Below are 21,896 nucleotides of genomic sequence, written 5' to 3' on the forward strand. Positions count from 1 at the left end.
AACCTCAGCGCCGGACGGGGTCCGCGTCGCCGGCGAGGAAGCGCTCGAGGTCGCGGCGCGTGGGCGCGGCCTCCCAGTCGCCGGGGGTGAGGCAGGCCATGGCCCCGGTCGCATTGGCGCGGCGCAGGGTCGACGCGACATCGAAGCCCTCGAGCAGCGCACTCAGGTACCCGGCGACGAAGGCATCGCCCGCCCCGACCGTGTCGATCGGGTCGATGACGAAGCCGGGGGATGCCGTCACGACGCCGGATGCGTACACGGTCGCGCCGTCCGGCCCCTGCTTCACGACGGTCGTCGCACACCCGGCATCCCGCAGCAGGGCGGCGGCGTCGGCCGGCGACGTCTCGGGGTACAGGATCGCGAACTCGTCATCGCCGCCGAACACGATGTCGGCGCGCTCGGCGATCTCCCGCAGCACGGGACCGGCGGCGGCCGGAGTGGCCAACGCCGACCGGTAGTTGATGTCGAAGCTCACCGTGACCCCGGCGGCCCGTGCGCGGTCGACTGCCGAGAGCACCGCCGCGCGAGCCGTCGCCGACAGCAGCGGCGTGATGCCGGTGACGTGCAGCAGCGATGCGCGCTCCACCCACCCCTCGGGCAGGTCATGGGCCGCGACGCGGGATCCCGCCGAGCCCGCGCGGTAGTACATCACCGCAGTGGATGCCGCAGACGGCCGCTCCTTGACCATGAGCCCGGTCGGAGCGCCGTCATCGACGATGGCGTGCACGACCACACCCTCGCCGCGGATCTCCCGCCGCACGCGTTCGCCCAGCGAGTCGTCGCCGACGCGGCCCAGCCATGACACGGCCGCACCGAGTCTGGCCAGGCCGATCGCGACGTTGCTCTCGGCACCGCCGACGCCCAGCGCGAGTCCGTGGGCGTGCTGCAGCGAGCCGATCTCGGTCGTGCGCACGAGCGCCATGGTCTCGCCGAGCGTGACGACCGACGCCGCGCTCACCGGGCGCAGACCTCGACGAACGCCTGCGCGCGATCGCGCAGCGCCACCAGGTCGCCGCCCGCGAACGCATCGCCCAGCAGCGGCCCACCCACGCTCACGGCGACCGCGCCGGCATCCAGCCAGGCGGCGGCACCCGCGAGGTCGATGCCACCCGAGGGCACGGCGACGAGATCGGGGAACGGTCCGCGCAGGTCCTTCAGGTACCCCGGGCCGACCTGACCTGCGGGGAACACCTTCACGGCGGATGCGCCGGCCGACCAGGATGCGAACAGCTCGGTCGGGGTGAGTCCACCGGGAACGATCGGCACACCGGCATCCGTCGCCTGCTGCACGAACGCGGTCGAGGTGATCGGGGTGACGAGGTAGCGGGCTCCGGCGTCGACCGCGCGGCCGATGTCCGTACTGTTCGTGACGGTGCCGACACCCAGGTCGGCCACCGTGTCATACCGGTCGCGCAGCGCGGTGAACCGGTCGAAGGTGCCGGGCGTCGTGAGCGTCAGCTCGATGCTGCGGATGCCGGCATCCACCAGCACGTCGAGCACGGCGTCGTAGTCCTCGGCGTGCTGCGCCCGTGCCACGACGATCAGTCGCGACCCGACCGTGCGTGCCGGCAGGGCGACGCGGGCGTTCTCACCAGTCATGGACGGTCCCGTCGAGCAGGCGGTTCACGGGCAGGTACGCCTTCGTGTAGTCGTATCCGGCCGCGGCGGTCTCGTCGAGTTCGACACCCAGTCCCGGCTTGTCGCCCGGGTGCAGGAAGCCCTTGTCGAACGTGAACGAGGTCTGGAACACCTCGAGCGTCTGCTCGTTGTGGGGCATGTACTCCTGGATGCCGAAGTTGTGGATCGCGAGGTCGAGGTGCAGGGCCGCGGCCATGCCGACCGGCGAGATGTCGGTGGGGCCGTGGATACCCGACTTGATGCCGTAGATCGCCGCGAAGTCGAGCAGCTTCTTCATCGCCGTGATGCCACCGGTGTGGGTGACGGCCGAGCGCACGTAGTCGATCAGGCGCTCGGTGATGAGGGTCTGGTAGTCGTAGACCGAGTTGAACACCTCGCCGATCGCGAGCGGCGTGGTGGAGTGCTGACGCACGAGCCGCAGCGCGGACTGGTCCTCACCGGGCGTGCAGTCCTCGAGCCAGAACAGGTCGTAGGGCTCGATGTCCTTCGCGAAGCGGGCGGCCTCGATCGGCGACATGCGGTGGTGGCCGTCGTGCAGGATGCGCAGGTCGGTGCCGAAGTCCTCGCGGATCTGGGCGAACACCCCGGGCATGTGGTTGAGGTACTGGCGGGTGTCCCAGCGCTCCTCGCTCGGGCGTCCGTCGGCCGCGCGCTTGGCGGGCTCGTAGTCGTAGCGCACACCGGGGCCTGAGGCCGAGACGCCGTAGATCTGGCCGAGGCCGGGAACGCCGGTCTGCACGCGCACGGCTGTGTAGCCGAGCTCCTCGTAGCCGGTGATCGCGTTCTTGAGCGCGGCGTAGTCCGTGCCGGAGGCGTGGGCGTAGACCCGCACGCCCTCGCGGCTCGCGCCGCCGAGCAGCTGGTACAGCGGCATCCCGGCCTTTTTGGCCTTGATGTCCCACAGCGCCATGTCGACCGCGGCGATCGCGGCCATCGTGACGGGGCCGCGGCGCCAGTACGGTCCGCGGTAGAGGTACTGCCAGGTGTCTTCGATCCGGTCCTCGTCGCGTCCGATGAGCATCGAGGCGACGTGGTCGGCGAGGTAGGAGGCGACCGCGAGCTCGCGGCCGTTCAGGGTGGCGTCACCGAGACCCGTGATGCCGTCGGAGGTCGTGATCTTCAGCGTCACGAAGTTGCGGCCGGGGCTGGTGATGTTGACGTCGACGAGCTCGATGGTCATGGCGTTCTCCTGGTGGTGCGGGTCGAGGTGTGGGGTGCGGACGTTCGGGCGTCCGCACCCCGAGTGGGTGTCGGTCCGGTCAGATCGCGTCGCGCGGGTCGGTGAGATCGCGACCGGCGACCTCCGGCATCCAGATCGACGCGATCAGTGCGCTCAGCGTGAAGATGAAGAGCATGATGATGATCGGGATGAACGAGCCGGTGACGGCCGAGACCCAGGCGGCGGCGATGACGGGACCCGCACCGGTCGCGACGATGGCCGCGATCTCGCGGGCCATGGCCGTGAACGTGTAGCGGTTGCGGGCGCCGAAGAGCTCGGGCAGCGTGAGGTTCTCGAGCGACGCGAAGCTCATCACGGCGAGGTTGTGCAGCACGACGTAGCCGATGAAGACCTGAAGGGTGACACCGCTGCTGATCATGAGCATCGTCGGGATGATGACGATGAGCGCGATGACCGCCCAGATCATGTACATGCGCTTGCGGCCGAACTTGTCGCCGAGCCAGCCGGAGAGCGGCACGGTGATGAAGGCGACGAGCGACGACACGATCACGGCGTTGACGCCGATCGAGCGGTCGAGCAGCAGCACGACGGTGATGTAGCTGATCAGGTAGGTCTGGATCATGCCGGAGTTGCCGGCCTGGCCGAAGCGCAGCAGCAGGGCGATCGAGAACGCCTTCCAGGGCTTGCGGTTCATCGCCTCGAGCGTGCGCACGTCACCGGTCTCGGTGGCGAGCTGGATCGTCTCCTCGCGAGAGAGCGCCTTGCCGTCGACGACATCCTCGCGCTCCTCGAAGACCGGGGTCTCCTTGAGGTTGAAGCGCACCCAGATCGCGAAGAGCATGATGATCGCGCTGCCGATGAACGGGATGCGCCAGGCCCAGTCGATGACTTCCTGCTCGCTGTAGGCGACGAGCAGGATCGCCCAGATGCCGGAAGCCAGCAGGGTTCCGCAGTTGGTGCCGAGCGCGACGAGCGAGGCGATGATGCCGCGGCGCTTCGCCGGTGCGTACTCGGCGAGCATGACGCCGGCGCCCGAGATCTCCGCACCCGCTCCGAAGCCCTGAGCGATACGCAGGAGCACGAGCAGGATCGGCGCGAGCACGCCCACCTGGTTGTACGTCGGCAGGAAGCCGATGAGGGTGGTGGCGAGACCCATCAGGAGGATCGTGTAGAACAGCACCTTCGTGCGGCCGGTCTTGTCGCCGAGCCGTGCGAAGAAGAATGCGCCGACCGGGCGGGCGACGTAGCCGACGCCGTAGGTCGCCATCGCGGCGACGACCGCCACGGCGGGGTTCTCCGAGGAGAAGAACAGATCGGCGAAGACGAGCGCGGCAGCCAGTGAGTAGAGCTGGTAGTCCATGAACTCCAGCGCCGTGCCGAGCCACCCGGAGATGGCGGCGCGGACCAGATCCTTGACGGACCTCTTCGCGGTGGGGTCGTCGACGGCCTGTGCCGTCGTCTGCGGTTCTGACATGGGAGGTACTCCTTCGGACCAGGAACAGGGTGGGGGTAGCGCTAGAGGGAGAGCAGGACCTTCGCCGAGGCGGACGAGTCGCGAGCGAGCTCGAAGGCCTGGACGGCGTCGGATGCCGGGAGGACGTGAGAGACGACGGGGTCGAGTGCGTCGGACTCGGCGAGCATCGCGACGGCATCGTCGATCTCGGTCGAGAAGCGGAAGGCGCCGCGGATGGTGAGCTCCTTCGCGAGCATCGGCGCGAGGTTCACTCCGATGTCGGCGTTGGGCAGCATGCCGACCTGCACCACGGTGCCGGCACGACGGACCGCGCGGACGGCCTGGGTGAGCGCGACGCCGACGCCCGAGCACTCGAAGACGACGTCGTACGACTCGTTCTCGATGGTGTCGCGCCCGACGAGCGAGACCTCGGTCGCGCCCAGCGCCGTCGCGCGGTCGAGGGGCTCGGGCCGCACGTCGCTGGCACCGACGACACCGGCGCCCGCATGCAGGGCGGCCGCGACGACGAGCAGGCCGATGGGTCCGGCGCCGACGACGAGAACGCGCTTGCCGGTGATGTCTCCGGCGAGGCCCACGGCGTGGATCGCCACGGCGAGGGGCTCGGCCAGCGCGGCGCGCTCGAGCGGCAGCGAGGCGGGCAGCACACGCACCATGTGGTCTTCGACGATCAGCAGCTCAGAGGCGCCGCCCTGGCGGTGGGGGTTCGCCGCGGCGCTGCCGAAATAGTCGCCGCCGGGGCGCAGGTGCGGGTGCTCCTCGAGACCGGCGACCGAGGGGCCGTACCGGGCGGGGTGCACCGTGACGGGGGTGCCGGGCGCCAGGCGGCCGGACGGGTCGAGGTCGACGACGCCGGAGAGCTCGTGACCGGGGGTCAGGGGCTCGCGGATCGTGTACTCGCCGTTGGCGCCGTGGAAGTAGTAGTGCAGGTCGGAGCCGCAGATGCCGACGAAGTTCACCCGCAGGCGCACCTCGCCGTCAGCGGGGGTGGGGACCTCGCGGTCCTCCCAGCGGATGTCTTCCTTGCCGTGGATGGCGAGAGCCTTCATGGCCGTCCCTCCTTCGTGATGATGTGCGACGCCGAGACCGCGTCGGAGATGGCAGCGTCGACGCCGCGGCGCTGGATCGTGTCGACGAGCTCGCCGACGCGGGCGATGAACGTGTCCTGTCCTGCGAGTTCATCACCGAACAGTTGCAGCTCGGCGATCACACGCTCGGCCAGCTGGTGGCCGTCGCGCGCGGTCGCGGCGAATCCGGCGAGGCGCTCGCGGGCGGCATCCGTCATCGCGGCGGCGTGCAGTCCGGGATCGAATCCGGGCAGCGGGGCGATGCACGACAGGTAACCGGCGACGGTCAGCGCGATCAGGTGCGGCATCTCGCCGCCACGCAGAGCGAGCATCGCGGGCTCGGGGATGCGCTGGCGCAGCTTGACGGAACCGTCGGTGCCGACCTGGCTCGTGCGGTGGCCGAGCGCGGTGTTGCCCCAGCGCTCGAACAGCTGGGTCTCGTAGTCGCGGATGTCGACGCCGGAGGGCACGTCGACCGAGGGCTCGTATTCTCCGCGCAGGATGGTGCGTGCGGCATCCTCGATCTCGTCGAGTCGGATGGCCTCGGGGATCGTCGCGACACCGCGCAGGGCACCCAGGTAGGCGATGAGGGAGTGGGTGCCGTTGAGCAGTCGCACCTTCATCTGCTCGTAGCGGCCGACCTCGTTCGTGAACACCGCACCGCCCGCTTCCCATGCGGGGCGACCGCCGGCGAAGCGGTCTTCGATCGCCCACATCGTGAACGGCTCGGCGGGTACGGGCACCTCGTCGCGCACACCCAGGAGGGCGCTGACCTGCTCGCGCATCTGTGGGGTGGTCGACGGCACGATGCGGTCCACCATGCTCGAGGGGAAGGTCACGGACTGGTCGAGGAAGGCCAGCGTCTCGGCACCCTCGTTCTGCGGGAGCGCGTGCAGGAACTCGCGCACGAGCTTCTCGGTGTGGGCGCCGTTCGCGGAGAGATTGTCGCAGCTGAGCACGGAGAGAGGAGCGCCACCGGTCGCGGCGCGCGCCTGCAGCCCGCGGGCGAGCTGTCCGATCGTGGTGAGCGGTGCGCCCCCGCGCAGATCAGCCTGGATGAGCGCATCGTCGAGGTCGAGGTGCTGGGTCGCCGCCGAGTAGCTGTAGCCGTTCTCGGTCACCGTGAGGGTCACGATGCGGATCGCCGGATCGGCGAGGTGCGCGACGACACGCTCGGGCTGGGCGGCGCCGACGAATGCGTCGGTGTGCACGCCGGGGATGATGAGCGACGTGCCGACGGGCGAGATCGTGGCGACCGAGTAGAGCAGGTCCTGCGCATGCAGGGCGTCGACGACGGTGCGAGAGCGCGAGGCGACGCCGATGATGCCCCAGTCGCCACCGCTGCTCTGCAGGGCGGCGGCGGTGTACACCGCCTGGTGGGCGCGGTGGAAGCTGCCGAGGCCCAGGTGCAGGATGCCGGCGGACGAGGGGGCGGCGAGAGGGGTGGTCGTGCCGGACGACGCGCGGCCGAGCGTGGCCTGAATGCTCATGGGGTGTTCCCCTCACGGGCTTCGGCGCACCACTGGGGGTGATCGGCGATGATCGTCATGTAAAGAAGTGTGTATGAGTTGTACAAACTTGTCAACCCGTTTCACGGCGGGTCCACAGAGTTCGCTCCACGGGCAGTGCTCCTGCTGCGTTCGGTGTTGGTGGTCACGTGGAAGGTACTGTCTTCTCCAGGTGATGTGATTGTGGATTCGAGTTGTATTCCCTCGGGGTTTTCGTACCTTCTAGGCTTCGGGATGGGGATCGCGGCAACCGTGCTCAACTCATGGTTGATACTGCTTACGCGCGCCGTCTACCGAGACGACAGCGGGCTCAGGAGGAGCTTTGCGAACGCGACGCCTCTGTGGGTCGCGGGGGTCGCCGGAGTGGCGGCTTTGCTTGTCAGCGGTGGTTGGCTGCTGGGGTGGGCGGAGAAGTGCCTTCCGGGCGATGGCTGGAGGATCCCCGGAGTCTTGGTTGTCGGAATTGGCGTCGCTCTGGCGTTGACCGCGGCGGTTCGACTGGTGATCGGCCGCGTCCAAGTCGGACGTCAACGCGAGCCTGTTGAGAGCCACGACGACATCAGCGGTCAACACTCGTCGACAGATCCCGAGATTTTCGAAGAACGTCTTCCTAAGTTGCCCCCGGAGCGCCGGCGAGTGATCGTCGAATACGCCCTCACATACGCAGTTGCGGACGTTGTCATCATGATCGGTGTCGGGCTTGTGTAGGGCCGGGCAGGATGGCACTAAGGCGCTCGTATGATCCGACGGGGCGGACTTGGAGAATGTGGGGCAGCTGGAAATGAGTCCAGACGAAGCAGTGAACCATTTCGTGAGACGAGAAGCCGTGAACCCCGAAGTCGCTGAGTCGATTGAGGTTCGTGGCGACAGGGCCCACTTTCGCGCCGAGCTCAACGGACGTTGGGCGCTCGCTCAGACTCCTGGTGAGAGATGGTTTGCCGTGGATACTGATCAGGGATTCTCGTGGAATCGCTTCGACGAGGACGCATCGGCATCCGAGATCAACATGTACTTGGATACTCTCGTCGACGTTGCTCGAGCGTATGTAGAAGGACGGTATAGCCTCGCTCGTTCTCCCGCTCTCAGGGCGCCCGAGCTGCAAATCGTGACCGAAAATGAGACCGCAGTGCTGACGCTGGGGCTGCCTGATCTCATTCGTCGATTCTTTCGCCGCTGAAAGTCGATCCCCTGGAAGAGGCTGCGATTTTGAACTGGATCTTGGACACCCTCGGCCCTGATCTGCTGACCCCTCCCGCACTCATGCATCTGCGGGCTGGGTCTCTTCTCAGCGATGAAGACGTCATTTCAATCGAACTGAGCAGGATGGTGGCGGGGTGCGCAATGGAGCCTGGCGAAGTGAGAATCGCCTCACTGTTTCACGACGAGAGCTCCTATGTTCCTTACCTGTTGCAAGACCTCGTTGGCGCAGCGGAACTGACCGCGCGAGAGAGCGAAACCATCCTCATCGCTCGGCTGCTGCATGTTCGTCGATCGTGGGACACGCTCGACGAGGCCGGGTTTTACATCGAAAGCGAGATCGATGACTGGGACAGTGACGGCGAGTACGAAGCTCTCCGCTTCTCGATGCTACCGTCGCGTGGAGAAGGCGGCGTAGAAAAGTATCTCGCTCGGCTTGATGCACATGTGAGGCACCGAATCGCTGTGCTGAAAGGAGACTATGATCGGACTTCCTGACCAGGGCAGGCTCATTGTGGAGCGCGGAGGTCATTTCGTTCAATCGTTTGGTGATAGCCAACGGAGCGGTCTCAACTGCACGTTGGGCTTGGGGTCTGGGGAATCGCATCGGGTTTGCCATAAACAGATGGAGAGTGACACCAATCTTTAGCAGATTCTTTTCTGAGCTATGGAGTAGCGGACTCCTCTGGGGCTCCGCGCTGGGGTTCGCACTGATTGTCTTTCTTCCCGGTGACTGGGCGTACAAGATCTTTGCGATGGCTTTGACGAGCGTGCTCGTCACGTCCGCGGTAGTCTTTCGGTTGCGACACGGTCGCGTCCCAGAGAGGACGGCAACGGATATTGCGGCCGAGTATCTTTCGATACTTGAGCAATGGTCGGCGAAGGTGTCGATGCGATCGGCTGACCGTCTGCTCGCAAAGCAGGAGAAATATGCCCGGAGGCTGGCCGAGACGCCGGAGGGTCGGGCAGAAATTGAATCTCTCACGGATCATCCCCTCGCAGGGGTGCGGATACTCTCCGCGCACGCGACGTACTTCTGGAACGAAGGGCTTGCAGTAAAGACCCTTACGGCCGTTGCGAAGGACCCTCGGCTGGAGCGTGTCTTTCGGGACTTTGCGCTTGCAGGGCTGAAGGTGCTCCCCGAGCTCGCGGGTCGCGCCGAGTGAACGGACTAATGTTCTCACCGCGTTCGACGTCACGGGCAACGCCATAAAGGTAGGAGACCTGGCTCTCGCATACGATGTCATGGGCCGTCGTGCAACGTCCATAAACGGATCGAACCACGGCCGCTTTCGTACGTGACGCGGATAGGCGCATCAGCTTCGAGAGCGGCGTAGACAACGACTACGTCTGGCCCACCGACCCCATCGGAAGCAACGACCTCTCAGGTAAGGCTGCGTGGGATTGGGAGAGTTTCTGGCGTACTGCAGCCACCTATGCGGCCAGCAACGGTTTCTCCGAGCGATTCCGTTGGCCGCGCCTCGCGGGTACCGCCGTTCTGGATGCTGCGATCGGAGGCGGTGCAGGGGCTATTCTCAGAACAGTCGCATGCTCCACCACCGCAGCGCGTCCCTTCCAAGTCGGACAACGAAGCTTTCGTATTCACTTCGACCAGAAGCCTCACGGCGATAAATGGTGGAATAATCGGTCGCATTGGCAGATAAATACTTGGCGTGCGCGTGTGAAAGGATCTCACAGAAGTATGCGCTTTTACACGTTCTTTAACTGCCACCGGCAGTTTGTGTCACCAATTTCGGCCCGCTACCTAAGGTAATCCAATGTCGCCGTTCGTAGTATCCTTAGACGAGATCGATGATCCTGTATTCGACCTCACCACGATCGATCTCCGGTGCGGCATTCTCTCACTTGCGGGGTACGTTGATCTCAGTCGGGGAAGGCTTCTGAGCCGCAGGATAATTTTCGGCGCGAGCGAAAGCAGTCGACGAACTGGTTGGGTCAGACGTCAACTGATATTCCGAGCCGGGGGAGTGGATTCGTTTGACGTCGATGACGAGGCCGGTATGGGTGAGATTGTCCTCGAATCCATCGATACATCTCCGGACAGGATTCTTCTGCAGGGGGTCATACCTTGCCGAATCGAACTGCGAACCACGACGAGCTCGTGGGCACGTTTGGAACTTGGCTCGACTCTCGAAGATCGCGGCTCTTAGAGGTCCGAATGAGTATGTTCGGCGCAGCCGTTACGACGACGTACCTGTATGCCGCGGGTGATGATGTGCCGTTTGCGACGAAGATCGGTGGAGCGCTGACGCGGTCGGTCGCGCTGCCCGGTGGTGTGTCTGTGACGTTGGGGGCGACGCCGTCGTGGCAGTATCCGAATCTGCTCGGGCACATGCTCGTGACCGGCAACGGTACGAATCACGGTGCGATGCAGCTTTACGACCCTTACGGTCAACCGTTGGGTATGAGCGCGTTCGCGATCGGCACGGTGGTGGCGAACCGGGCCGAGACGACAGCGACATCGCGGGCACATACCATCGGGTAAACAAGGCTAACTTTCTGGTGAGGCTGCAGATGCAATTTTGGAACCGGAGAACGATTCGAAAAGGTCGATCTCCTTGCGGATCGCTTGTCGGAAGGGTATCGATTACCTCCTCTGTCCGATCCGCAGTGGGCGACGTCCACCGAGGCCTGGGAGTTGCTGGTTGACGTGGATAGGTTGCAGGCAGACCTGGCGGGGAGTTGCACGTGGAGCGAAGGTGCGGAAGGTCAAGAACTACGGCACAAGTTAGTCTCTGACGCGTTGAGCATGTCTCGTCGGGCCCAGTATTACCACCTCGAATCGGTAGCCAACACGTTGAACGAAATCGCGAAGGCCATATCCGTGTATGCCTCGAGCACGAACAACGGCTGGCCTATAGATTTCGAGTAGGGAGGCTCATTGCGTATGCGGCCTGGGTCGAGCCCCATACGCCAGCAGAGTGTCGCCGAGCGCGGACGGCGACTTGTGCCGGCTACATGCTTCTTCGGACTAGCGCCGCTGATCGCGCTGATGACGGCGGGCGATGAGATTCCCCGATTCGTCATCGGCGTGATGATCGTGCTGATGGCGATCTGCACGTGGTGTTGGGTGCGTCTTCGATTCACAGGGGTTCGTGTCACTGAGGACGAGCTGATCGTCACGTCGTGGTGGACTCGCCGCGTCTACAAGAAGACCGACATCGCTCGCTTCCGGGAGGAGGCGTATTTCGGGGTCCTGTTCGTCACCGGATGGCAGGTCGGCGGGGGAGTCCTTCAGAGTGGCATCGTCCATGCCGAGATGCGAAGCGGTAAGTCCGTACCGCTGCATGGGAACGTCTGCAATCGGCGAACCGCGCGTCGCACTTCCGAGGTGCTGAATCGTTGGGTCGGGTCCGAGCTCGGTGCGGGCACAGGGCCTCGACGGGCTGCCAGCAACCGGCGCGACCGGCGCCCAGAGTCCCTCCTCGAGTAACTGTGCCTTCAGATGGTGCAGCAGGGAGACAGGCCATCATTGTTGTGGGAAACGGCGCATCATCGGCTGGTCATAGCCGTTCGCCGTGCCGAGTCCGAAGGTACCCGCGGGTGGCCGTAGGAATGAGTCGTTGACCACGAGAACAGGGCAGGTAAGAAATGGAAGAGGTGAGGATTCCAGCGAGAGGGGCTCAGGTTCTCGCTCTCATAGTGGGCGGGTTCTGGAGCGGATTCCTCTTGCTGTTGTCGTTCGGGTCAGAGCACTGGTGGCTTGCTGCGTCGGTCGTTTCGATCAGTGCGGCTGCGTGCGTTCGCTCCCTGTTCCTAGGGATGACGATCAGTCCCGGTTCCGTCGTCGTCACCTCCTGGCTGCGCGTCCACCGGTTCGAAGAGGGAGACGTGGAGGCCGTCGATTTCGATAAGTACACCGGAGTCGTGGGGTTCGCTCTCGGCTTTGTGCCGCCGTTCGGAAGTATTCGTATGATCGAGGTGAAGCGGGTCTCCGCGTGGACAATGATCTCGCTTCCGGTGACAGTGGGGAGACGGAACGCGGTGCTCCGTCTTGCGCGTCGTATGCGTGTTGCCCTGGGGCTGCCGTCGCGCTGAGCTTCGAACCGGGTCCGATACAAAGGTTTCGCAATCTCGTGCTCGGTCGCGATCATAGGATTGCGGGATGAGGGGGAGGCGACAGTGGCAGCGACATTGACCGACGTTGCGAAGCGCGCAGGCGTGTCCATCGCGACGGCGTCACGCGCCTTCGGCGAACCCGATCGCCTTGCCCCTGCCACGCTGGAGCGGGTGCTTGGAGCGGCGACCGACCTGGGATATGCGACTCCGCAGTCGGCCACCGCGACCCGCACGCTCGGCGTCGTCGTGCCCGATGTCTCCAACCCCGTGTACGCCACGTTGCTCAAGGCGATCCAGGGCCAGGCGTGGCACGGCCGTCACCGCATCGTGCTGTTCGACGCCGACGAAGACCTGCGGCGCGAGCGGGAGCAGATCGAGCAGGCACGCAAGCTCGACGGCATGCTGCTGTGCTCGCCGCGCCTGCCCGACGCCGATGTGCTCGACCTGGTCGGCGACACCCCGTACGTCGTGGTGAACCGGCAGATCGACGGCGCCTCCTGCGTGCTGATGGACACCGAGCACGGCCCGAGTCAGGCCATCGAGCACCTCGCCGCCCTCGGGCACACGCACATCGCCTATGCCGCCGGCCCCCGCGGATCCTGGGCCGACCTGCGTCGCGCCGACACGATCGCGCGGGCGTGCGAGCGCCACGGCATCCGCCTCACGCCACTCAGCCATCACGCCGCCTCGATCCAGGGTGGCCGCGCGGCGGCCGCACCGGCGGCAGCGAGTGGCGCGACTGCGGTCGTCGCCTACAACGACCTCGTGGCCCTCGGGCTGGAGGCAGGCCTGATCGAGCTCGGCCGCCGCTGCCCCGCCGACATCAGCATCGTGGGCATCGACGACATCGATCTGGCGGGCGCCGTCACCCCGGGGCTGACCACGGTGCGCATGCCGATCGCGCGCAGTGGTGCGCTCGCCGTCGATCTGCTTCTGCAGGCGATGGCGGGGGTCGTGATCAGCGACGTCGCCACGCTCAGCTCGCAGCTGATCGTGCGGGCGTCGACCGCCGCTCCGCGCGCCTGACCAGAAAGCGCTTCGTGCGAGTCCTCACCCAACGCGGTGAGGGGTCACGAAACGCCGCGCCAGAATGCCCGTCAACGGCGTGTCTTGACCCCTCACGCAAGTGGTGGGGCGTCAGCGCCCAAGCGCACCTCGCCGAGCAGTCGCGCGCTCATCCGGGTGAGGGCCCGGCGCGAGAGCAGTCTCGTCGCCAGGGCCAGCAGGTGGTTCACGCCGCCGGAGACGACGCTGGGCCTGCCGTTCGCGCGGTCCAATTCGCGGAAGGCCGTGTCGATCACCTGCTCGGAAGTCTGCTGCCGACCGACCGACGCGGCGTCCGTGCCGACCACGTCGAAGAACTCGGTCTTGGTCGAGCCGGGGCTCACGGCGAGCACGCGGAGCCCTGTGCCGCGGGCCTCGGCCCAGAGCGATTCGGTGAAACTGAGCACGAACGCCTTGGTCGCGCCGTACACGGCCATGCCCGGCGTCGGCTGATATGCCGCGGTGCTCGCCACCGTGACGAGTGCGCCGTGGCCCTCGAGCAGCTGGGGCAGGAAGGTTCGGGTGAGTTCGACGAGCGTCAGCACGTTCAGCTGGATCTCGCTGCGCGTGCGTGCGGGGTCGGCCTGGTCGAACGCGATGTGCGATCCGAAACCGGCGTTGTTCACGAGTGAGGTGATGCGGATGCCGCGGCGCTCGAGTTCGTCGTGGAGTGCGGATGCGGCTCCGGTGACTCCGAGGTCTGCGGGCACGACCTCCACCGTGACCCCGGTGGATGCCCGCAGCTCACGGGCGAGTTCCTCCAGCCGGTCGGCGCGGCGGGCGACCAGCACCAGATCGGATCCCCGGGCGGCGAAGCGGCGGGCGAAGTCGACGCCGAGTCCCGAGCTCGCGCCGGTGATGAGTGCGGTTCCCCCGCGAAGGTCGAGCGTCATGGTGCTGCCTCTTCCGATCAATGTTGTCAGTGACATCATTGTGCACACCTCGCCCTCTTGTTGTCAATGCCAACATCGCTTGTAGGATGGATTCGTGCCCGAACAGCGCTACCACCACGGCGATCTGCGTCGTTCCCTGCTGGAAGCTGCCCGAACGACGATCGAGGTCGACGGCGTCGAATCGCTCTCGCTGCGCCAGCTCGCACGTGACGCCGGTGTCAGCCATGCGGCGCCGAGCCGGCACTTCCGCGACAAGCAGGCGTTGCTCGACGCGCTCGCCGAGGACGGGTTCCACCGGCTGAGCGCCGCGCTCGCCGAGGCGGCATCCGGAGACGTCGTGACGGCGGCGCAAGTACGCCGCCGGTTCGACGAGCTCGCCCGAGGGTACGTCGCCTTCGCGCTGGCGCAACCGACACTGTTGTCGCTCATGTTCGGCCTGAAGCACGCCCCCGACGCACGCGCCGAGCTCCTCGAGGCCGGGCACGCGTCCATGGAGCTCACGATGCGCGTGGTCGACTCCGCCCAGACGATCGGGGCGATCGGCCCCGGCGATGCGCAGCGCATCGCGCTCACCGCCTTCGCGACCTTCCACGGCATCGCGACCCTCGCCTCAGGCGGGCTGCTCGACGGCGTTCCGGTCGATGATCTCGTGATGACCGCGAGCGACATCTTCTGGCGAGGACTGCAAGCGGCGGGCTAGCAAGCCAGGGATTCTGACCGGGGCGCGGTTGAGGTAAGGCGAAATCATATGAATCTGCTCGCCGCTACCCCGGGATACCGGCGTTCGGAGCGCCGAAACCCTGTCAATGTGCGTTCCGGAGCCGGTTCGGTCGGCCTCATCGGCCAGGCTGGTTCCATCGAAGGGGAGTAGCTCCGGGTGCAGGTCGGCCCGCGGAGGTGTCGACATACTGGCGTTCACGGTGATCGCCCGGCACCCCATCCGTACGGCGTCGTGTCGGGGGATGAGCGAGACCTTCGGCCCGCCCAGGCCGAAGTTCGCTGTACCCGCTTCGGTCGTGACCGACCGGAGTCGCTTCATGCCTTCCGCCCTTCTGCGCCGTATCGGCGTCTGTCTTCTCATCGCCGCGCCGGCGATCGTCCTGCGCGTGCTGGGGATTCACCTGAACCCTGTCGTTGATCTCCTCATCTTCGGTGCCGCCGTCGTCGCCGCCAGTTTCCTGCTGGCCTGGGCGGCAGAGGCCGCTCAGAAGGACATCTCCGGGGCGCTGGCGATAGCGATTCTCGCGCTCATCGCGGTGCTTCCCGAGTACGCCGTCGACTTGTACTACGCCTACCGATCCGGCTCCGAACCTGCCTACGAGCAGTTCGCCGCGGCCAACATGACGGGCTCGAACCGACTGCTGCTGGGATTCGGGTGGCCGCTCGTGGTGATCGTGGCCCTTCTCGTCGCCAACCGAGGGCTGCGGCGAGGAAACCCCGCGCGCGCCCGGTTCCTGCGGCTGCCGAAGGAGTCTCGCCTGGATGTGGGCTTCCTTGCCGTGCTCGCCGTCGTCGCCTTCGCGATTCCCCTCCTCGGCCACATCCCGATCTGGTTCGGGCTCGTGCTCATCGCCATGTTCGTGTACTACCTCTGGAGAGCGAGTCAGACGCACAGCGATGCGGAAGAGGAATTCGTCGGACCGGCCAAGCTCATCGCCGAGATGCCCGGCCGTGTGCGTCGCCTGACCGTGATGAGCCTGTTCGTCGGGGCCGCGGTGATCATCCTCGCGTGCGCCGAGCCGTTCGCCGAGGCATTGGTCGCCTCCGGATCCTCGCTGGGCATCGACAGCTATTTCCTGGTGCAGTGGCTCGCGCCTCTCGCGTCCGAGGCGCCCGAGTTCATCATCGCGGTGATGTTCGCGCTGCGCGGATGGGGAGCGGCAGCGATCGGCACGCTCATCGCGTCGAAGATCAATCAGTGGAGCCTGCTCGTGGGCTCCCTGCCGATCGCTCACTACTTCGGTGGCGGCGGCGGTGACCTCCCGCTGGACACCCGCCAGATCGAGGAGTTCGTGCTCACGGGCTCGCAGACCGTGATGGGAGTCGCGATCATCATCGCGTTGAGGTTCCACCTGTGGTCGGCCGTGTCTCTTGCCGCGATGTTCCTCGTGCAGTTCTTCGTGACGGACACCGGAGGGAGATATGTCCTCTCCGCCATCCACATCGCCGTCGCGGTCATCCTGCTCGTGATCAATCGCCGGGAGATCGTCCCCACCTTGCGTGCACCCTTCCTCCGGACAACCGCTCCGCCTCTGCAACCGAGCGCAGAGGCGGAGCGGGTCTCACCGTGAGGTGCCGCATCACCCGAAGGTGAAGGAGTAGACCTCGACGCCTGCGCCGACGGTGAGATCGACCGTGCCGGTGGTCGCGGCATCCTTCAGCAGGCGATAGGAGTCAGGCGTGCCGTCGACGTCGATCGTCTGCGTCTTTCCGCCGTCGACCGTGAAGGTGACTGTGCCCTTGCCTGCGAGCACGACCCGCGCCTCCGCCGCCGTGTAGTTCAGGCGGATGTTCGCCTGGTCTCCCGTGGGCGTGGCGTACTGAGTCTCGATGGTCCAGTCGCCGTCGAGCGCGAAGGTGTCGGCGGGCTGATCCTTCGGGAAGGAGTAGGTGTCGTCGCCTCCGCTGTAGTCCGTCTTGCCGGCGTAGTTGACCTGCTTGGTCCACCCGAGGAAGGTCTCCGGGGTGATCGCCGTGATGTCGGGAGTGTCGTCCTTCACGTCGGTCGCGGCCGGGAGCTGCACGCCCGGGTCGGCATCTTCCAGGAGCTCGCGGATGAGCTTCTCGGTGGCGGCGTAGTGGCCTTCGCCGAACGAGATGTGCCGCACGGTGCCCTCGGCATCGATCAGGTAATGCGCCGGCCAGTAGCGGTTGCGGTAGTTCGTCCAGGTCGACAGGTTGTTGTCGAGCGCGACCGGATACTCGATACCGAAGTTCTCTGCTCCGGCGCGCACGTTGTCGGCGTTCTTCTCGAATGCGTACTCGGGAGAGTGGATGCCGATGACCTGCAGGCCATCGTCCCGATAGGCCTCATCCCACGCCACGACATGGGGCAGGCTGCGCTGGCAGTTGATGCACGAGTACGCCCAGAAGTCGATCAGCACGACCTTGCCCCGGAGCGATTCGAGATCGATGCCCTGCCCGTCGGGAGTGTTCAGCCACGACTCGATCCCCTTGATGCTGGGGGCCGTGCCGCACGACTCGAGCACGTCGGCGCCGTTGGTGCACTTGTCGAGATCCTTGTTCTCGTCGGTCACGATGCCGCCGAGGTCGAGCGCGTCCTGCACCTGGTCGTTGTCGGCGAGCTGCTCCTGCAGCGTCGAGGTGTAGTCCGGGAGCAGTCGCTGCAGCGCGGCGGGAACGTTGAAGACCAGTCCGATCGCGAGCGCGATCATCGCGACACCGGCGGCGATGCGCAGGCCGCGCTCGCGACCGCGGAACGCGCGGATGCGCTCGACCAGCCCTCGCCCGGCGAGGGCGAAGGCCAGGAGCGGGATGGCGACACCGATCGCGAACGACAGGGTCAGTGCGATGATCTCGGGGCCGATGCGTCCCGTCGATCCCGCCACGATGATCGCGGCGAGCACAGGACCGGCGCACGGCACGAACACCGCGCCGAGGGCGAGGCCCACCGCGAATCCGTTGCGCTGGTTGTTCACCTGGCGCTGGGGGATCCAGGAGAAGGGCTTCTCGAGCAGTCGCTCGACCGCCGGGATCAGCAGACCCACGCCGATCAGGATCAGCACCCCGATGCCCACCCACCGGATGATGTCCTGCGGCAGTCCGAGCGCTCCCAGGATGACCGAGCCGATCAAGGTCACGATCGTGAACGAGGTGACCAGTCCGAGGATGACGAAGTACGGCCGCCAGCGGGATGCGGGTGGCGGTCCGTCGTCGGAGGTGGAGGTGCGCGCGGACTGCGCCCCGCCGGTGAGGAAGATGACCGGGAGCACCGGAAGGATGCACGGCGAGATGCCGGTGATCAGTCCTCCGAGGAAGCCGATGACGATGAGAGCAAGCATGGGATCCCCCGTATGGTCGATGCCAGCTGTTCGTCACGATCTGCGGAACGGATTGGATCTGTGGCGCGCGAATACGGGTTTCGGGTGTCAGAAAACCCGCGTGTGCGAATCGTGCTCATCCCTTGAGGTGCGTCCTCAGTGACGTGACGAGCAGCTCCAGCCCCAGTTCGAACGTGCGATCCGACCGCGCGGTGCCGCGCTCGGCGCCGTCGAGCATCCGCCCGAGTGTGCGGGTCTCGTCCTGCGGTTGCCACACGTCATCGGGTGAGGCCAGGTCGAGGCCGAAGCCGATGGCGAACGCATCGATCACGGCGATCACCGCGAGGATCTCCTCTTCCGGGAATCCGCCGTCGAGCAGCACGGTCGCCAGGTCGTCGTAGGCGGCGATGACGGCCGGGTGTGTGATCGTCTTGCCCACGAGCAGCGGAACCAGCAGCGGATGATCCGCGTACATCCGGCGCTGCGAGCGGAGGAGCGACACGAGATGCACGTCCCACGGGTCCTCGTCCGGTTCCACGCGGTAGTCCTCCACGAGCCGGCCGCGCATCAGCTCGACGATCTCGTCCATCCCCCCGACGTGGTTGTAGAGAGAGGAGGGGCGCACGCCGAGTTCACGTGCGATCGCGTTGACCCCGAACGGCTCTCCCGCCTTCGAGAGCGAGAGGGCGGCCGCCCCGATGATCTCGGGGGACAGCAGCGGGGTGGACGGCCGGGGCATGGACCCTCTCCTTCGACGATCGAATCTCCGTGAATCGGGGTCTTCCCACGAGTGCCCCTCCTGTGCATAATAGTGAACACCATTCGTTTACGAACACCATTCGTTTTCGGATCGGATGCTCCACCGCACTCTCCAGCACCACCCTCCGCGCACATCGTCGTGCCCCACCCCTCCTGGAGTCTCATGACCATCACCGACCTGAGCACCCGCGTCCCGCTCCGACTGCCCACCGCCACCGCCACATTCGCGATCGGCATCGCGGGCTATCTCGGCGTGAACCTCTCGCCCTACATGATCACCGCCGCGCAGACCGGCCTCGGCATCGATGTGCTCACCGCGAGCTGGCTCGTGACGGCGACCCTGCTGCTCACGGCCGTGACCGGACTGAGCATCGCACCACTGTGCGCCGGGCCGCGCCGCCTGGCCGTCGCGCGCACCGGCCTGGCGATCGCCGCGCTCGGATTCGCCGCCGCCGCGTTCCTCCCCGCCGTGATGGTGCCCGCTCTGCTCATCGGCGGAATCGGTGCCGGTGGTGCGGTCGCCGCATCCGGGGCCGCGCTCGCCGCCTTCCGCAATCCCGACCGCGTCGCCGGGTTCAACGGACTCGCCAACCGCGGCATCATCACGATCGTGCTCGCGGTCATCCCGCTGATCGGGCTCGCACCGATCGACGTGTTCGGCACGCTCGCCCTGTTCAGCGTGATCGGCATCGTCGTCTCCGCCTGGCTGCCGTCCGCTCCCGTCGCCGACCCGCAGGCTGCGGCCGCCGTCGCCGAGGCCATGCCCATCGAGGTGCCGCCCACCGGCGCGGTCCGCGTCTCACCGGCGCGCTCTCGCACCACCACGATCGCCGGGTTCGTGCTGCTCGTCGTGTTCGCGCTGTGGGCGGTGAGCGAAGACTCGCTGTGGGCCATGGCCGGGATCATGGGCGCCGACCAGGCTGGACTCACCCCGGAGGGACTCGGCCTCGCACTCAGCGGAGCGACCGCGGGGGGTCTGCTCGGTTCTCTCCTGCTCATGGTCGTCGGGTCCCGCCTCGGTCGCGCCGTGCCGCTCATCGTGCTGCTCGTGCTGGGCGGCGTGCTCAAGATCGTCGAAGGCTTCGTGACCGACCCGACCGGGTTCATCGTCGTGTTCATCGCCTGGAACACGATCTATGCCATCGCGTTCATGTACTTCGTCGCGACCTCCGCAGCGCTCGACGCCGACGGTCGGTGGTCGGGTCCTCTTCTGGCCGTCTACCTCGTGGGCTCGGCGCTCACCCCGGTGATCGGCGCCGCGCTTGTCGGCCTTCTCGGCTACCAGGGTTTCGCGACCGCGCTCGGTGTCGCGAGCTTCGTGCTGGCGATCCCGGCGGGAGCCGTCGCGCTCGCCTCGACTCGCGCGGAACGCTCCCTGCACACCCCGATCCCGGCGACCGTCGCATGACCCGCACGCTGTACCGCAATGCCCGCTTCTTCCTCGACGAGGGCGAGGGGCTCCCCGCCGAGGCCGTCGTCGTCGAACACGGCACCTTCGTCTTCGTCGGAGCGGAGGTGGATGCTCCCGGCGCCGATGCCGTCGTCGATCTCGCCGGCCGCACCGTCCTGCCCGGCTTCATCGACGCCCACACCCATCTGCTGATGTTGGGCGACGCACTCGGACAGGTCGGCCTCACGGATGCCGCATCGCTCGTGGCGATCCAGGAGCGGCTGGTGGCCGCGCACCACTCGGCCACCGACGCACTGCGCGGGCGCGGCTGGTTGTTCGACGCGATCCCGGGCGGCGCCCCGACCGCCGCGATGATCGACGCCGTGGTCGTCGACATCCCGGTGTATCTCGACGCGAACGATTACCACTCCTGCTGGGTCAACACCGCGGCGCTGGTCGAGCTCGGCATCACCCGCGACACCCCCGATCCGATCGGCGGACGCATCGAACGTGGTCCCGACGGCGAGGCCACCGGCATGCTCTACGAGACGGCCGCGCAGCAGTACGCGTGGGCTCACCGCGACGCGACCGCCACCGACGCGCAGCGCGACGCCGGCGTCGATCGGGTCGTGGCCTCGTACCTCGCGGCCGGCGTCACGGGAGCCGTCGACATGGCGTTCGACGAGCTCGGACTCGCGGCGTTGGGGCGGGCGGCCGAGCGCGACGCCCTCCCGCTGCGGATCGCGGCGCACTGGTTCGTCGGCAACACCGGAGACGATGAGGCGAATCTCGCGCAGGTCGCTCGTGCCGCAGCGCAGGCGACCGCCCAGAGCGCCGGCGTGCGGGTCATCGGCATCAAGCTGGTGCTCGACGGCACGATCGACGCCTGCACCGCCGCGATGACAGCACCGTATGCCGACGGATCGAACGCTGGTCCGATCTGGCCGGCCGAGCGTCTGTTGCCCGTGGTGGCCGCCGCCGACGCCGCAGGGCTGCAGATCGCGATGCATGCGATCGGCGACGACGCGAGCACGCTCGCGCTTGATGCGATCGAGCACGCCATCGCGGTGAACGGCGGCATCCCCCGCCGCCACCGGATCGAGCACCTGGAGTATGCGGCCCCGGGCACGGCCGAGCGGATGGCGCGGCTCGGGGTGACCGCGTCGATGCAGCCCGTGCACGCCGACCCCGCGATCTTCGCCAACTGGGCCGCCCAGCTCGGCGACGACCGGGTCGATCGGGCGTTCGCGTGGCCGGAGTACGAGGATGCCGGCGCGCTGCTCGCCTTCTCGACCGACGCGCCGACGGCGCCCCTCGAGGCGCTCGCGAACATGTACGTCGCGGCGACCAGGGCGTCGGCGCTGGACACGAGTGTGCCGGCGGTGCATCCGCAGTACGCGCTGCCGCTCGGGCGAGCCATCGCGCACGCGACCCGCGATGCCGCGGCATCCATCGGTGAGGGTGGGTCTCACGGTCGCATCGCCGAGGGGTACGCCGCCGACTTCATCGTGCTCGACGCCGACCCGTTCGCCTCGGGGCCCGCGTCGCTGCTCACGGCGAACGTCGTGCGCACGGTGATCGCGGGCCGCACGGCGTACGAGCGCTGACCGCGGCGCCGGGCGGCAGGTGAGCACAACTTCGGATGCCGCGGCCGACACTCCGCGGCAT

21 protein-coding genes are annotated in these 21,896 nt (G+C 66.9%); 11 read left to right on the top strand and 10 right to left on the bottom strand.

What is annotated here, in order from left to right; translation table 11 throughout:
• Window positions 1-4: 4 nt before the first annotated feature.
• The 6 genes from P0Y60_01985 to P0Y60_02010 all read right to left on the bottom strand — a co-directional run bounded on the left by P0Y60_01985 (window position 5) and on the right by P0Y60_02010 (window position 6,846).
• Window positions 5-958, bottom strand: coding sequence for a sugar kinase (locus tag P0Y60_01985; GenBank protein ID WEK61557.1), 954 nt, complete (start codon window positions 956-958; stop codon window positions 5-7).
• A complete protein-coding gene (locus tag P0Y60_01990; GenBank protein ID WEK61558.1) occupies window positions 955-1,599 on the bottom strand; it encodes a bifunctional 4-hydroxy-2-oxoglutarate aldolase/2-dehydro-3-deoxy-phosphogluconate aldolase in 645 nt (214 codons plus the stop codon). The genes P0Y60_01985 and P0Y60_01990 overlap by 4 nt, the downstream gene beginning before the upstream one ends.
• Entirely contained in the window at window positions 1,589-2,818 is a 1,230-nt protein-coding gene (locus P0Y60_01995; protein WEK61559.1) for a D-galactonate dehydratase family protein, read from the bottom strand. Before P0Y60_01995 ends, P0Y60_01990 begins: the two co-directional genes overlap by 11 nt.
• A gap of 79 nt (window positions 2,819-2,897) precedes the next feature.
• Window positions 2,898-4,292, bottom strand: coding sequence for an MFS transporter (locus P0Y60_02000; GenBank protein ID WEK61560.1), 1,395 nt, complete (start codon window positions 4,290-4,292; stop codon window positions 2,898-2,900).
• Between the two features lie 41 nt (window positions 4,293-4,333).
• A complete protein-coding gene (locus tag P0Y60_02005) occupies window positions 4,334-5,338 on the bottom strand; it encodes an L-idonate 5-dehydrogenase (GenBank protein ID WEK61561.1) in 1,005 nt (334 codons plus the stop codon).
• Window positions 5,335-6,846: a mannitol dehydrogenase family protein gene (locus P0Y60_02010; protein WEK61562.1), complete on the bottom strand. Its 1,512-nt coding sequence runs from the start codon at window positions 6,844-6,846 to the stop codon at window positions 5,335-5,337. The genes P0Y60_02005 and P0Y60_02010 overlap by 4 nt, the downstream gene beginning before the upstream one ends.
• Window positions 6,847-7,098: 252 nt before the next feature.
• On the opposite strand from P0Y60_02010, the gene P0Y60_02015 reads away from it, so the two are divergent.
• From P0Y60_02015 to P0Y60_02035, 5 genes are all read left to right on the top strand, one after another.
• Window positions 7,099-7,572 carry a hypothetical protein gene (locus P0Y60_02015; GenBank protein WEK61563.1) on the top strand — a complete coding sequence of 158 codons (474 nt, stop codon included), beginning with the start codon at window positions 7,099-7,101 and terminating at the stop codon, window positions 7,570-7,572.
• Window positions 7,573-7,690: 118 nt separating this feature from the next.
• A complete protein-coding gene (locus tag P0Y60_02020) occupies window positions 7,691-8,041 on the top strand; it encodes a hypothetical protein (protein WEK61564.1) in 351 nt (116 codons plus the stop codon).
• A gap of 41 nt (window positions 8,042-8,082) precedes the next feature.
• A complete protein-coding gene (locus tag P0Y60_02025) occupies window positions 8,083-8,559 on the top strand; it encodes a hypothetical protein (GenBank protein ID WEK61565.1) in 477 nt (158 codons plus the stop codon).
• Window positions 8,560-8,693: 134 nt separating this feature from the next.
• A complete protein-coding gene (locus P0Y60_02030) occupies window positions 8,694-9,227 on the top strand; it encodes a hypothetical protein (GenBank protein WEK61566.1) in 534 nt (177 codons plus the stop codon).
• Window positions 9,228-10,246: 1,019 nt separating this feature from the next.
• Window positions 10,247-10,567: a hypothetical protein gene (locus P0Y60_02035; protein WEK61567.1), complete on the top strand. Its 321-nt coding sequence runs from the start codon at window positions 10,247-10,249 to the stop codon at window positions 10,565-10,567.
• A 486-nt stretch (window positions 10,568-11,053) separates the two neighbouring features.
• Here P0Y60_02035 and P0Y60_02040 read toward each other — a convergent pair whose 3' ends face one another.
• Entirely contained in the window at window positions 11,054-11,335 is a 282-nt protein-coding gene (locus P0Y60_02040) for a hypothetical protein (protein ID WEK61568.1), read from the bottom strand.
• Between the two features lie 338 nt (window positions 11,336-11,673).
• On the opposite strand from P0Y60_02040, the gene P0Y60_02045 reads away from it, so the two are divergent.
• Together P0Y60_02045 and P0Y60_02050 are read left to right on the top strand one after the other, a co-directional pair.
• Entirely contained in the window at window positions 11,674-12,120 is a 447-nt protein-coding gene (locus tag P0Y60_02045; protein WEK61569.1) for a hypothetical protein, read from the top strand.
• A gap of 84 nt (window positions 12,121-12,204) precedes the next feature.
• The gene (locus P0Y60_02050; protein WEK61570.1) at window positions 12,205-13,167 is read left to right on the top strand and encodes a LacI family DNA-binding transcriptional regulator; all 963 of its coding nucleotides are present in this window, start codon (window positions 12,205-12,207) and stop codon (window positions 13,165-13,167) included.
• A gap of 92 nt (window positions 13,168-13,259) precedes the next feature.
• Here the strand turns inward: P0Y60_02050 and P0Y60_02055 are convergent, their stop codons facing one another.
• Entirely contained in the window at window positions 13,260-14,078 is an 819-nt protein-coding gene (locus P0Y60_02055; GenBank protein WEK61571.1) for an SDR family oxidoreductase, read from the bottom strand.
• Between the two features lie 94 nt (window positions 14,079-14,172).
• On the opposite strand from P0Y60_02055, the gene P0Y60_02060 reads away from it, so the two are divergent.
• Window positions 14,173-14,778 carry a TetR/AcrR family transcriptional regulator gene (locus P0Y60_02060; GenBank protein ID WEK61572.1) on the top strand — a complete coding sequence of 202 codons (606 nt, stop codon included), beginning with the start codon at window positions 14,173-14,175 and terminating at the stop codon, window positions 14,776-14,778.
• Between the two features lie 337 nt (window positions 14,779-15,115).
• The gene (locus P0Y60_02065) at window positions 15,116-16,369 is read left to right on the top strand and encodes a sodium:proton exchanger (protein WEK61573.1); all 1,254 of its coding nucleotides are present in this window, start codon (window positions 15,116-15,118) and stop codon (window positions 16,367-16,369) included.
• A gap of 9 nt (window positions 16,370-16,378) precedes the next feature.
• Here P0Y60_02065 and P0Y60_02070 read toward each other — a convergent pair whose 3' ends face one another.
• Both P0Y60_02070 and P0Y60_02075 read right to left on the bottom strand, forming a co-directional pair.
• Window positions 16,379-18,100, bottom strand: coding sequence for a cytochrome c biogenesis protein DipZ (locus P0Y60_02070; protein ID WEK61574.1), 1,722 nt, complete (start codon window positions 18,098-18,100; stop codon window positions 16,379-16,381).
• Between the two features lie 115 nt (window positions 18,101-18,215).
• Complete coding sequence (locus P0Y60_02075) at window positions 18,216-18,818, bottom strand: TetR/AcrR family transcriptional regulator C-terminal domain-containing protein (protein ID WEK61575.1); 603 nt, start codon at window positions 18,816-18,818, stop codon at window positions 18,216-18,218.
• 183 nt (window positions 18,819-19,001) lie between these two features.
• On the opposite strand from P0Y60_02075, the gene P0Y60_02080 reads away from it, so the two are divergent.
• The gene (locus P0Y60_02080; GenBank protein WEK61576.1) at window positions 19,002-20,246 is read left to right on the top strand and encodes an MFS transporter; all 1,245 of its coding nucleotides are present in this window, start codon (window positions 19,002-19,004) and stop codon (window positions 20,244-20,246) included.
• Window positions 20,243-21,835 carry an amidohydrolase gene (locus tag P0Y60_02085; protein ID WEK61577.1) on the top strand — a complete coding sequence of 531 codons (1,593 nt, stop codon included), beginning with the start codon at window positions 20,243-20,245 and terminating at the stop codon, window positions 21,833-21,835. The genes P0Y60_02080 and P0Y60_02085 overlap by 4 nt, the downstream gene beginning before the upstream one ends.
• The last annotated feature ends 61 nt before the right edge of the window (window positions 21,836-21,896 follow it).

Origin of the sequence: Candidatus Microbacterium colombiense (assembly GCA_029203165.1) — a bacterium.
Lineage (GTDB): Bacteria > Actinomycetota > Actinomycetes > Actinomycetales > Microbacteriaceae > Microbacterium > Microbacterium colombiense.